Here is a 12253-nt window from a genome sequence, read left to right on the forward strand (position 1 = left end):
AAGGTCCTGTTGAAAAGAGTATCAGTTCTGCGCAGCGACAGCAGGCGTCTCGAAAATGGCTGCGCGCTGGGCGGCGAGCGCTTCGAGACGCTTCTGGTCGGCGCTCATTATGGCGCTGCATGTCGCAGCGAAACGCGAGGCTTCGCCTGCGAGGTCCAGCCGGTTGATCTTGTCGATCTGTTCGGCGTCCGCAGGATCGATCACCGCTTCTCCGTGCATCGCGCCAAGGATCGCGCCCGCCATCACCCCGATGGAATCGGTGTCGCGACCGGAATTGACGCCGTCTTCGACGGCCCGGCGGAAATCGCCATCCGCCACGAGCGCAAACCCGAGGGCAAGTGGCAGCTCTTCGATCGAGAAAAACCGCGAGGGCTGATAATTCTGGGTGGGCCGCCCGGCCTTTGCGGCTGTATGGTCCAGATCGTCGCCGAGCGGCGAAAAGGGGAGAATGGCCTCATGGAACGCCTGCACGACCTCTCCATGGTCGGCACCGCTGGCGCGCAAATCCCCGGCGATTTCGGCGATTGCGCCGATGGCGGCGCGGGTGCCGTCCTTGGCGAGGCCATAGGCCGTATCGACCACCGTATCGATATGTGTTCCCGGAATGAAAGCAGCGGCGACGGCAGCGGCCAGAACGCCGGCAGCTTCCAGCCCATAGCTTTGCTGATGGCCCGAGGCGAAAGCGATGGCCTCGTCATAGGCGGCGCGCGGATCACAGGCGTTCACGACGCCAATCGGCGCGATATACATTGCCGCGCCACAATTGACCATGTTGCCGATCCCACCCTGGCGCGGATCGCAGCCTGAGAGCTGGTGGCGTTGGAAAATCCATTTCTCTGGATAAAACAGGCGCTCGAGCAGCGGACATTCGCGCTGGAGCTCGGGGACATAGCGTTTGACCCAGGCGATCTGGCGCACCATGCCGTCGGCCATGTCCCAGGCGTCGATGTGGCGGCCGGTTTCATTATAGACGGCCATGAGCGATAGGGTCATCAGCGTATCATCGGTGACGATGCCATTGCCGCGCACCCGTCCATTGCCCGCTGCCGGGTCGCGGCTGGTGCGGTGCCATTGGTTGTCGAGCGAATTGACCCGCCCGTACATGGTCTCGATTTCCGCCGGAGTGAGTTTTTCGACGGGCGCCCCGATGGCGTCGCCGAATGCGACGCCATGGAGCAGTCCGCGGACCCGGCTCTGAAAAGCCGGGCCCGTGTTCTGCAGTTTGGTCATTGAAGAACGGTCCTTGCGTGATCGGTCATCGCCTGGCCCCCGGCGGCGTACCATCCCTCGACATACTGGTCCCATTGGTCCATCGACCATTCACCAGAGACGAAGCGGAACACCGAGGTGCGATAGTACTGCTCGGCCGCATCGACATCGGCGGCCAGATCGGCGGGCCAGACAAAGGCGTTGTCGGCGACGAAATATTCGGCGCCCTGTTCGAGCGAACCCTGGGCCACGTCTGACAACAGGTCGACGGGTGGGGTCCAGTAGCCGGGATCTACCGTCCAGAAGCGCGGATACCATCCCCCCATGGCCGGCAGTACTTCGAATGTATCGCCGTCGCGGGTATAATGCTCACCCTCGACACCCATGCGGTCGATGAACTGACCTTCAGGGCTGGCGAGGAAATCGAGAACCGCAAACGCGGCTTCCTTGTTCTCGCTCATGGCGTGGATTGCGTAACCACGGTCTTCCTTGGCCACGTTGACCGCTTCAAGCCCGTCGGGGGGAGCAAGCAGTGCGAGATCGGCACCCGGATTGGCCTCGGCCATCTTGGTCCTGTAGATCTCGACCACCGGACCGGCGGTCCCCATGATGACGGCAACGCGCCCCGAATAGAATTTGTCTTCCTTCACTTCCCAGTTCGAGGTGACATATTCAGGATCGAGAATGCCGTCGGCATAGAGCATCTGGTAGTAGGCCAGCTTATCGCGCTCTGCATCCGACACGCGCGAATGAATCCATTCGCCGCTTCCGTCTTCGAGCCAGGTCGCCGATACACCGAAGGACTGGTTGAAGATGGCGTCGAGTTCGGCCGTGTTGTCCGGCGCCAGAATGCCGAACGTGTCCTGCTCGCCATTGCCGTCGAAATCGGATTGCGACATCTCGGTGAGGAACGCTGTCCATTCATCGAGATTGGTCGGAGCTTCGAGCCCGCTCTGTTCGAGCCAGTCCGAGCGCATCACTGCCGATTTGGTGCGCGCCGGAAAGATGTAGAGCAGATAGGGGTAGTTCTCCATGCGCGCTTCGTTGTGCGGCCACATTGCATCCTTGATGTAACTCGATTGCTCGATCCACGGGCCCAGATCCTCCAATATGCCCTGATTGGCAAATTCGGCGTCAGCCCCTTGGAAGTAGATGATGTCGGGGATTTCGCCCGACAAAAGGCGCAGGCTGAGCGCATCGGCGTAGCCCGAACTGGGCAGGCCGACCAGTTCGATATTGACCGGCGTTCCGGCCTCGGCCATTCCAGCCTCGATCCGCTCGAAAAGCTCGGCATCGCCGGGGTTTTCGTGCGCAATGATCGTTACGGTCGGTGTGTCCTGCGCGAGAACGCCGCCTCCCAAACTCAGCGCGGTCGCCACGGCAGCGACCGTGGTCATGAGGTTTCTTGCAAGCATCTGGTCCTCCTCCTTGTTGGATTTTTGCTTGTGTTATCCCTTCAGCGCACCGCTCATGGTGCCCTTCGTGAAGAATTTCAGGATCAGCGGATAGACCGCCAGAATGGGCAGGATGGTCAGCATGATCATGCCGGCATTGAGCGCTCTCGTACTGATCTGGGCCGCGCCTTGATAGTTCGACATGGCCGCCAGCCCCACCATCGAGGATTTGTCGCCGTCGAGAACGAATTTGCGCAGCACGACCTGCAGCGGATGCATGCTGGAATCGTTGAGATAGATCATCGGGCGCAGAAACTCGTTCCAGTGATAGACGAGATAGAACAGTGTAATGGTGGCCAGCGCCGGCATGGTCAGAGGCAGCACCACTTTCCACAGCGTCTGGAACGCGTTGGCGCCATCGAGCTCTGCCGCCTCGAGTAATTCGCCCGGCACTTCCTCAAAGAAGCGGATGAGAATGATCAGGTACCAGGCGTTGACGAGCTTATAGAGAATGACCGCCCAGTAGGTGTTGAGCAGGCCCAACTCGCGCACCACGAAATAGTCGGGGATCAGGCCGGGTTCGAAAACGATTGTGGCCAGAACGAAAACGAACAGGATGCGGCGTCCCGGCAGCCGCGGACGCGACAGCGCCCATGCCATCAGTGCGGTAAAGGTCACGTTGAGGATCGTGCCGGTGATCGTGATGAACAGCGAATTGAGCAGGCCGCGCTGGACCTCGGGATTGGCGATCAAAAGCGTCCAGACATCGAGTGAAAACCCCCTTGGGACCACCGCCAGGCCGCTCATTCCAGGCACCTGTGCGGAATCTGAAAATGAAATGGCGAGCAGATTGAGGATCGGCTGAACCGTCACGACCACCATGAGCAAAAGGCTCGATACGATGATCGTCTGCTCTAGACGCTCGAAACGGGTGGAATTGGCGCGGGTCATTTACCACACTCCCTTTCCGGTCAGGCGCTTGGAAATGGTGTGCGCGGCAACGATCAGCACCATGCCGATAACCCCCTTGAACAGCCCCGCCGCCGTTGCCAGCGAGAACTGGCCCGACTGCAAGCCGATCCGATAAACATAGGTATCGATGATATCGATCTGGTCACGGATGGCGTCGTTGGAGAGGTTGAAGATCTGGTCGAAACCCGCATTCATGAACAGGCCGACATTGAGAATGAACAGGGTCGCGATGGTCGGTGTGATGCCGGGCAGGGTGACATGGACGATCTTCTGCCAGCGATTTGCCCCGTCCATTTCCGCAGCGTCATATAGCTGCGGATCGATGGCCATGATGGCCGCGAAATAGAGCAGCGAATCCCAGCCCGCAGTGCGCCACATCTCGGAGAATACGACGACCCAACGAATGGAACCGGACTCGGTCATGAAAGACCGCGGCGCAAATCCGAGCGCCTGCCCGATATCGTTGACGACACCGCTTGAGGGCGACAGTGCGGCGATGAAAATGCCAGCAATCACAACCCATGACAGAAAGTGCGGCAGGTAAATCGCCGATTGAATGAAGCGACGCAGATTTGTGCTGCGCACCTCGTTGATGAACAGCGCGATGAAGATGGGGACCGGAAAGACGAAAACCATCTTCATGGCCGAGATGATCAGCGTATTGGCGAGAACCTGGAAAAAGGCGGGGGAGTCGAACAACGTGTCGAAATGCTTGAAGCCCACAAACAGGTTGTCTCCGAAAATCCGGAAGTCCTCGAAGGCGAGCTTGGCCTGGTAGATGGGGAAGTAGTGAAACACCAGAAAATAGATGATACCCGGGGTCATCATCGCGTAGTACGGCCACCACGCCCTAAGCTTTAGACCGAACGCAATGCGCCATGGAACGCGTTTTGCGCTTTTGGGAACGTTCCCAAAATTGGATACAGTGGAGGCCAACTGCTTTTCGTCAAGGCTCACGGTTAGTTACTCCCCACGGCCATCAATCGGGCGGGTCCGCTCTCGCCATTTCGGGCTAGCGATCCGCGCGAGGTGAGCGAGCAGTCCAGCAGCACGCGGCGATGCTCAAGTTCGCCCTCGATGGTTTCCTTGAGCAGGCGCATGCCCTCGACCCCGATAGTGCGGGCCGGCTTTTCGATTGTGGTCAGTCCCGGATCTGAGAAGGCCGCGGCCGGAATTCCGTCAAAGCCGAGGATCGATACGTCGTCCGGGCACCGCAATCCAGCTTCGCGTACGGCAAGCAGGGCGCCGAGCGCCATGAGATCGTTGGCGGCAAATACGCACCGGGCTGCCTTCGGGTCCCGCTGCAACAGGCGCAACATCGCCGCGCGTCCCGATTCGACTGTATAGCTCCCCTCTTCGATCACCAGTGTTGCCGGGTCGATGTCGTGGCCAATGCAATAGTCATGGACAACGCGCATGAAGCGCACGCGCGCCAACCGGTTGGCCGAGCCGACCAGCAGCGCCGGGCGGTGATGACCAAGGCCGGCAAGGTGATCGAGGCCCAGTGCAACGCCTTGTGCAATATCGCTGCCCACGCTGGAAAGTTCGGGAAACCGCTCGGCGCTCGACCCGATCAGAACCACGGGAAGGCCGAACCGGCCGAGTCTGTCCACATTGTCGGCAACCGGATTGACAATGGCGCCATCGACCCGCGCCTGACGCAGGGCCCGCAAATGATGCGCCTCGCGCTCGGGGTCCCAATCGGAGCTGAAAATCAGAAGCGAAGCGCCGCTGGCCGCCGCCGCGTCCTGGGCGCCGCGTGCCACTTCGGCCCAGAACGGGTTGGCAATATCGGGAATGACCAGACCGATCAGTCCTGTCTTTCCCGAGCGCAGCGAATGGGCAAGATGGTTGCGCTCATATCCCAGCGCGCGCACCGCATTGAGCACCCGTTCCCGCGTCTTGTCCCCGATATGGGGCGATCCAGACAATGCGCGCGCTACGGTGCTTTTGGAAACACCGGCCACTTCCGCAATATCGATGATCGTCGGTTGCTTGTTTCGAGGCGTAGGCATGCCGTTATGCGGATAAACCGCTTCCTCCCATTTTTGGGAACGTTACCAAACACGGTTGCGCCTGTAAAGGCACTTGCAATGGGCAAGCCAATTCGCGGCTGTGAGCCGGGTTGAGTATAGGTGAGCCTGTAAACGCCCGACGCGCCTCTCGCTCGACAAGGTCGACTGCCTAACGCCGGTATTAGCCGTATTAATATTGTGTCATTGCCCGTTTATTGCCTCTCCCTAACGTCCCCGGCGACGACCCGCGAGGTCGGTGCGCAAGACATTCAAGAACGGAGAGCAATATGGCAGTCCTCAAAAGGATAGTCATGGTATCGGCCGCGGTTCTGGCAATGGGGACTCCTGTCCTTGCCCAGGACGACCGTCCATCCCTTACCATAGGTGTGCAGGCCCTACCGGCCGGCTTTGATCCGGGGCTCAACATTTCCAATGTCGGTCAGCGGGTGAATTATTCGATCTTCGATGAGTTGATCCGTCGTGCCTATTGGGAAGGTGGCAACGGCAACGGGACCGAACTGGCCCCATCGATTGCCACCGAATGGCGCAATGTGTCCCCCAATGAATGGGAGGTCGATATCCGCACCGATGTGGTTTTCCACGATGGAACCCCGATGACTGCGGAAGATGTCGCCTTCTCGTTCAGCGAAGAACGCGTATTCGGTGCGGACCGTCTCGTCGCGGTCGGCCCGACCTATTTCGGCAATTTCACCGCTGTCGAAGCGGTCGATGAGGACACTGTTCTCTTTACGACCAGCGCGCCAGACCCGATCTTCCCTTCCCGTTTCACAACGACCATGGGCAAGGTCGTGCCGAAAGATTACTACCTCGAACTCGGTCCTGAAGAATTCAATCTCGCTCCCATCGGTACAGGGCCCTACAAGCTCGTCGAAATACGGCAGGGCGAATTCATCCGCCTTGAATCAAACGACGAGTATTGGGGCGGCTTGCCACCGGCTCGTGAGATCACCTTTCTCGAAGTCCCTGAAATGTCGACCCGGATCGCCGGGCTGATGACCGGTGAACTCGACATGATCACCGACATCTCCCCCGACCAGAAGGCCACTCTTGAACAGGCGAGCGGCGTACAACTCATGCCGGCGTTGATCGACAATTCGCGCGTGACCGCGTTCAACACTGTCCAGGAACCGATGGATGACGCAAACCTGCGCCGCGCCATGTCCTATGCCGTCGATCGCCAGGCGGTGGTCGAAGCGCTTTGGGGGGGCGATTCCCAGGTGCTGCCCGAATTGGTCTTCCCCAGCCATGGCGAGGACATCTTTTCCGGCCGCGAGGCGGCCCATTACGACCCCGAAGAAGCCGCGCGTCTGCTCGAAGCTTCGGACTACAATGGTGAAGAACTCATTTTCCGCATTCATGACGGATACTACACCAACTTCCTCGAAATTTCCCAGGTGCTCCAGCAGATGTGGCGCGACGCGGGAATCAATGTGACCATTGAGTTGTTCTCCGCCGGGGGACAGGAAACGTTCGAGGGCGTATGGCATATGCGCTCCTGGTCAAACGGTATGCAGATGGCCGACCTCACCCACCCGATGATCAACGCTTATGGTGAAACCTCGATCCGCACCAATCCCGACGATTTCCGGTTCATCTGGCAGCCGCCGGCCCGCTTCTATGAACTGCACGACCTTCTCAACACCACTCTCGATGCCGATGAGCGGGCAACCTATTTCAACGAGGCGCTCGATATCGTCGAGGCCGAAGCCCCGCAGATGGAGATGTTCCAGCACGTCGATTACTTCGGCGTCCGTGAAGGCATTGATTGGCAGCCCTATTCCTTCTTCATGATGGATCTGGGTCCCAACAACCTTTCGTTCGAATAGCAATTTGCGGCGGGCGGCGCGATTGTGCCGTCCGCCTTCCATTCCCGGGAGTTCGGTCTGTTGAAAGCCCATCCTATTGCGGCCCGCGCGATGCGCATGGGAATTACCCTTCTCGTCGTTGCTGTAGCCGTGTTCTTTATGGTCCGGCTGTCGGGCGATCCCATCACCATCATGGCCGGACCCGATGCCGATCCACTGCAGATCGAGCGAATGCGCGAACGCTGGGGCCTGGATCGACCACTCCACGAGCAGTTGGTTACATTTCTCGGTGGCATCTTGCAGGGAGAATTCGGCTATTCCATTGCGACGGGCATGCCCGCTGGCGAACTCTTCCTTGAACGCCTGCCGTCAACGGTAATCCTCGGACTGTCCAGTCTTGCACTCAGCATTGCCATTGGCCTGCCGCTGGGGATCATCGCGGCGCTGCGGCACAATTCGGCGCTGGATCGTTTCGTCATGTCGATGTCGGTCATGGCTTTTTCGATGCCGAATTTCTTTCTCGGCATCCTGTTCATTCTGTTCTTTTCCCTTCATCTGCGCTGGCTTCCCAGCTTCGGAAGTGGCTCGTTCCTCCATCTCATCCTGCCGGTGATGACCTTGGGACTGTCCAGCGCCGGCGCCATTGCCCGTTTCGCCCGTTCCTGCATGCTCGATGTTCTCAATCAGCCCTATATGCTGGCAGCCCGGGCTCGCGGCATCCGGCCACAGCGGCGGACAATCCTGCACGCGCTACCCAACGCCTCGATCCCTCTGGTGACCATCCTTGGCATGCGCCTGGGCGATCTGGTTGCGGGGGCAATCATCGTTGAGACCGTCTTTGCCTGGCCCGGCATCGGCCGGCTGCTGGCTGAATCGGTCATCCGCCGCGACCTCGCCGTCGTCCAGATCATCGTCCTCGCCACCGCCACCACAATGGTCCTCGCCAATCTAGCTGTCGACATCGCTTATGGCTGGCTCGATCCCCGGCTGCGCAAATCATGAAAAAGCACTTTCACGACATACCGTTCACAACGCGGCTCGCCATGGTGTTCCTTGTCGCGCTCATCGTTCTGGGTCTGGGCGCGGACTTTCTGGCGCCCTATGATTATCGCGACACCGATATCCTTGCGAGGCTGCAGCCGCCGCTCCTTGCAGGTGGCGAATGGGACCATGTGTTTGGAACCGATGAGATCGGGCGCGACGTGTTTTCGCGCATTCTTTACGGACTGAGGACCAGCCTGCTGATCGCAGCGCTGGGCACCATGATCGGCGCCATCGTCGGCACGCTCCTGGGATTCGTAGCCGCGCATCTTCGCGGGCCCGCCGAACAGATCATCATGGCGGCGGTCGACTTTCAGGCGGCGGTCCCCTTCATCATCCTCGTTCTGTTTTTCATGGCGATCGCAGGGAGCGGATTGTGGATATTCCTCCTGCTGGTGGGGCTTGCCGGCTGGGAGGTCTATGCGCGCCTGACCCGCGGCATGGTGCTGAGCGCCAAGGAGCAGAACTACGTCTTGGCATTGCAGGGCCTTGAGCTGAGCCAGTCGACAATCTATCTGCGCCACATCCTGCCCAACATCGGCAGCGCGCTCATCGTGCAACTGACGCTCAACTTCCCGGCAACAGTCCTGCTTGAAACCGGGCTGAGCTTTCTTGGTCTGGGGGTGCAGCCGCCCAACACCAGCCTTGGGTTGATGTTGGGGCAGGGCCGCAATTTCCTTCTCAATGCATGGTGGATTGCGGTGTTTCCCGGCAGCGTGATTTTCCTCGCAACCCTGTCGATGAGCATTTTGGGCGACTGGCTGCGCGACCGGCTCGATCCGCTTTCACAATCCCGATAACAGTCAGTCGAGATGGCAGGCGAGTTGCCTGGTGGCATCTGCATACCGCAGTTGCGGACGCTCCGTGCCGCAACGCGGCATGGCGTGGGCGCATCTTGGATGGAAAGGGCATCCTGAAGGCAGGGCAAGGGGGTTGGGCGGCTCGCCGATGGCCGTCTCATCACGTCGATCGCGGCGCGGATCGAGCGCTGCAGAGAGCAGGACCCGCGTATAGGGGTGACGCGGTGCCGCAAAAATTTCGGCCGTAGGACCGTATTCCACGATCCGCCCCGCATACATGACCGCGATTTCGTCGCAGAGATAACGGACGCTGGACAGCTGGTGCGAAATGAACAGATAGGCCAGCCCCAATTCCCGGCGCAGCTTTTCAAGAAGGCTCAGGATCTGGGCCTGCACTGAAACGTCGAGCGCCGAAAGGGGCTCATCACACACGAGAAGTTTGGGCCGGGCCGCCAGCGCGCGGGCAATGACCACACGTTGTTTCTGCCCGCCCGAAATCTGGTGCGGAAATCGCTTCGCCATGTCGGTGGACAACCCCACAAGCGCAAGCAGACGGTCCCGCTCGGCGAGACGATCCGGCTGAGAACCGTCAAAGGCAATCCCTACGGCCTCTTCGATCTGGTCGCCAATAGCCATTCGCGAATCCAGGGCCCCGGCCGGGTTCTGGAAAACCATCTGCACGCTGCGCCGCAGCTGCTGGCGCTGTTGCGGAGTAACCTCGTCAAGACTGCGGCCCCCGATGCGGACGACGCCGGCCGTAGGGTCGAGGAACTGGGTGGCAATACGGGCAAGTGTGGACTTGCCACACCCGCTTTCCCCCACCAGTCCCAGCGCGCGACCCGGTGCGATCGAAAGCGAAACCCCACCGACTGCGGCAAGCGGGCGCGGCGGAGAGAACAGACCCTTGCCTGCAAGACGGAAGGTCTTTTCAACATTGTCGAGGGCGAGCAGCGCGGTCATTGAAGGCTGTATCCGGCCGAGCCGAGCGGATTGTGGCACCGCACCATGCCATCCGCCGCGCTGGCGACACGCTCCGGAAGAGCCTGCGCGCAATGTGCAGTTGCGTACGAACAGCGCGGGTGAAAGGCGCAGCCCGAAACGTGCTGCCGGGGGCCGGGCACTTCGCCCGGAATTGCAGCCGGCGGTGGCGCCTGGGGATCGAGCGAGGGCAGGCAGTCAAGCAAAGCGCGGGTATAGGGGTGATGTGGTCGATCAAAAAGGTCTGCCATGGACCGCGATTCCACCGATCGCCCCGCATAGAGCACTGTAACCCGGTCGCAGATTTCCGAGACGACGCCAAGATCGTGGGTAATCAGCACGATGGCGAGGTCGCGCTGGCGCTGGATCGACCTGAGCAGGTCCAGGACCTGAAGTTGCACTGTCGCATCGAGCGCGGTGGTCGGCTCGTCTGCAATCAGGATCTCGGGCTCGGTGGCCAGGGCCATGGCGATCATCACCCGCTGGCAGGTGCCGCCGGAAAGCTGGTGCGGATAGGCTTCGAGTCGCGTTTCGGGTGCTGAAATTCCCACCATGGCCAGGAGCTCGCAGGCTCTGGCGCGCGCTTTTTTTCGTGTCATCCCCATATGCAACCGCAAAGGCTCGACCAGTTGCACACCGATGGTGCGCACGGGATTGAGTGCGCCCTGGGGGTCCTGAAAGATCATGCCGATCTTCCGACCCCTTACCGCTTCGAGCTCGGCCCGGTTCCCGCCCAGCAACTGGGTCTCTCCCAACCGCACCGAGCCGGAAACATTGGTGCTGCGTGGCATGAGCCCGAGCGCTGCAAGGCAGGTTACTGTCTTGCCGCACCCGCTTTCCCCAACAATGGCGTGGCACTCGCCACGGGCAACCGAAAGGCTCACATCGTGGACGAGGTCGAGCTTTCCGTCGGGAGATGGAACGCTGACCGCGAGATTTTCGATGGCAAAGGCTGGAGCTTTACGTGCGATCGGGCGGGGCGCCGCCATCGCGGTAGTCGAGAGGGCGGGGGCAGGCAGTGTCAGCGTCATGATGCGATCTCCAGCGGATCGGGGTCGGCGTCGGGAACGTTCACGCCACGCTTGGCGCAATTGTTCACGAAATCGGTAAACTGGCCCCTTGGATGCGTGTGGACATCGCCCGCATAGGTGAAATCCTGCTGATGGGTCACAAGGCTGCGCTCACCGATCAGCGCCACCGCATAATGGGGCGCGCCTTCCCAGCGCGAGACCATCTCGGTCGAAAGGTCGGGATAAACCTGTGATCCCATCGAACGCAGGCCGGAAAAGGAAATGCCTTCGATGTGGCCCTGCATGTCGGTGTGGCAATGGCCGTGAAAAATGTGCCGGATCTTTGCACTGTGGCGGGCGAGCACCCTGTGGAACGCGTCCCAGTCCGCAACACCTTTGGCATCCATCGCATGAGCCCCGGTCGGGGTGGGGTGGTGGTGCATGAACATCAGCACCTCGCGTTCACTTTCGGACAGCCGTTGATCGAGCCAGCGCAGGCGGTGGCTGCCGAAGGCGCCACCCGCAGTGCCGGCGGTCTGGGTATCGAGAAACAGGAGCCGATAGCGATCATGATCGGCCCAGTACTGCATGAAGGGTGCGTCAAACCGATGACGGTCGCCGAATACCGACAGGAAGTTGTCCCGGTTGTCGTGGTTGCCGATCATCAGATAGACCGGCAGCGGATAGTCGGCCAGAAGGCGCTCCAGCTTGCGATAAGCGCCGATCTCGCCCCAATTGGCAAGATCGCCGGTAATGACCAGAAATCCGGCATCGGCGAAATGGGTGCGGGCATGATCGAGCGCCTGCCGCGTCGCCTCGTGAGTGTCATGGCCGAAATGGAGTTCGCCGGTTCCGGTCAGGTGAAGGTCGGTCATATGGATAAGCTTGAGCAACGGGGCCTCATCGACGCATACGAATTGAAACTGTCCCGCCGATATCATCGAACTGTCACGTCGCGGTGATGTAGTATTAGCGCTGTTTATACGGCGATCACGCTCCGGGACCCGC

11 protein-coding genes are annotated in these 12253 nt (G+C 60.3%); 3 read left to right on the forward strand and 8 right to left on the reverse strand.

Annotated features, from left to right (window positions below; all coding sequences use genetic code 11):
* Positions 1 to 21: 21 nt before the first annotated feature.
* The 5 genes from KKY_RS00785 to KKY_RS00805 are packed head-to-tail and all read right to left on the reverse strand — an operon-like array spanning position 22 to position 5590.
* Entirely contained in the window at positions 22 to 1230 is a 1209-nt protein-coding gene (locus KKY_RS00785) for an ADP-ribosylglycohydrolase family protein (protein ID WP_014129360.1), read from the reverse strand.
* The gene (locus tag KKY_RS00790; protein ID WP_014129361.1) at positions 1227 to 2624 is read right to left on the reverse strand and encodes an extracellular solute-binding protein; all 1398 of its coding nucleotides are present in this window, start codon (positions 2622 to 2624) and stop codon (positions 1227 to 1229) included. The genes KKY_RS00785 and KKY_RS00790 overlap by 4 nt, the downstream gene beginning before the upstream one ends.
* 33 nt (positions 2625 to 2657) lie before the next feature.
* Complete coding sequence (locus tag KKY_RS00795; RefSeq protein WP_014129362.1) at positions 2658 to 3554, reverse strand: carbohydrate ABC transporter permease; 897 nt, start codon at positions 3552 to 3554, stop codon at positions 2658 to 2660.
* Positions 3555 to 4532 (reverse strand): ABC transporter permease, encoded by a 978-nt coding sequence (locus tag KKY_RS00800; protein WP_014129363.1) that lies wholly within the window; start codon positions 4530 to 4532, stop codon positions 3555 to 3557.
* Positions 4533 to 4534: 2 nt separating this feature from the next.
* On the reverse strand, positions 4535 to 5590 hold the full coding sequence (locus tag KKY_RS00805; RefSeq protein WP_014129364.1) for a LacI family DNA-binding transcriptional regulator: 1056 nt from the start codon (positions 5588 to 5590) through the stop codon (positions 4535 to 4537).
* 287 nt (positions 5591 to 5877) lie between these two features.
* On the opposite strand from KKY_RS00805, the gene KKY_RS00810 reads away from it, so the two are divergent.
* The 3 genes from KKY_RS00810 to KKY_RS00820 are packed head-to-tail and all read left to right on the forward strand — an operon-like array spanning position 5878 to position 9257.
* Positions 5878 to 7437, forward strand: coding sequence for an ABC transporter substrate-binding protein (locus KKY_RS00810; protein ID WP_083823884.1), 1560 nt, complete (start codon positions 5878 to 5880; stop codon positions 7435 to 7437).
* Between the two features lie 60 nt (positions 7438 to 7497).
* Positions 7498 to 8418, forward strand: a complete 921-nt coding sequence (locus tag KKY_RS00815) for an ABC transporter permease (RefSeq protein ID WP_014129366.1) — start codon at positions 7498 to 7500, stop codon at positions 8416 to 8418.
* Positions 8415 to 9257: an ABC transporter permease gene (locus KKY_RS00820; protein WP_014129367.1), complete on the forward strand. Its 843-nt coding sequence runs from the start codon at positions 8415 to 8417 to the stop codon at positions 9255 to 9257. Before KKY_RS00815 ends, KKY_RS00820 begins: the two co-directional genes overlap by 4 nt.
* 3 nt (positions 9258 to 9260) lie before the next feature.
* On the opposite strand, the gene KKY_RS00825 is transcribed toward KKY_RS00820, so the two are convergent.
* The 3 genes from KKY_RS00825 to KKY_RS00835 are packed head-to-tail and all read right to left on the reverse strand — an operon-like array spanning position 9261 to position 12138.
* Entirely contained in the window at positions 9261 to 10217 is a 957-nt protein-coding gene (locus tag KKY_RS00825; protein ID WP_014129368.1) for an ABC transporter ATP-binding protein, read from the reverse strand.
* Positions 10214 to 11266 carry an ABC transporter ATP-binding protein gene (locus KKY_RS00830; protein ID WP_014129369.1) on the reverse strand — a complete coding sequence of 351 codons (1053 nt, stop codon included), beginning with the start codon at positions 11264 to 11266 and terminating at the stop codon, positions 10214 to 10216. Before KKY_RS00830 ends, KKY_RS00825 begins: the two co-directional genes overlap by 4 nt.
* Complete coding sequence (locus KKY_RS00835; RefSeq protein ID WP_014129370.1) at positions 11263 to 12138, reverse strand: metallophosphoesterase; 876 nt, start codon at positions 12136 to 12138, stop codon at positions 11263 to 11265. The genes KKY_RS00830 and KKY_RS00835 overlap by 4 nt, the downstream gene beginning before the upstream one ends.
* Positions 12139 to 12253 lie beyond the last annotated feature (115 nt).

It is taken from the genome of Pelagibacterium halotolerans B2 (assembly GCF_000230555.1).
Lineage (GTDB): Bacteria > Pseudomonadota > Alphaproteobacteria > Rhizobiales > Devosiaceae > Pelagibacterium > Pelagibacterium halotolerans.

Coding starts and splice junctions, on each gene's coding strand:
- KKY_RS00785 (WP_014129360.1), bottom strand. CDS start 1,230: ATGACCAAACTGCAGAACACGGGCCCGGCTTTTCAGAGCCGGGTCCGC.
- KKY_RS00790 (WP_014129361.1), bottom strand. CDS start 2,624: ATGCTTGCAAGAAACCTCATGACCACGGTCGCTGCCGTGGCGACCGCG.
- KKY_RS00795 (WP_014129362.1), bottom strand. CDS start 3,554: ATGACCCGCGCCAATTCCACCCGTTTCGAGCGTCTAGAGCAGACGATC.
- KKY_RS00805 (WP_014129364.1), bottom strand. CDS start 5,590: ATGCCTACGCCTCGAAACAAGCAACCGACGATCATCGATATTGCGGAA.
- KKY_RS00810 (WP_083823884.1), top strand. CDS start 5,878: ATGGCAGTCCTCAAAAGGATAGTCATGGTATCGGCCGCGGTTCTGGCA.
- KKY_RS00820 (WP_014129367.1), top strand. CDS start 8,415: ATGAAAAAGCACTTTCACGACATACCGTTCACAACGCGGCTCGCCATG.
- KKY_RS00825 (WP_014129368.1), bottom strand. CDS start 10,217: ATGACCGCGCTGCTCGCCCTCGACAATGTTGAAAAGACCTTCCGTCTT.
- KKY_RS00830 (WP_014129369.1), bottom strand. CDS start 11,266: ATGACGCTGACACTGCCTGCCCCCGCCCTCTCGACTACCGCGATGGCG.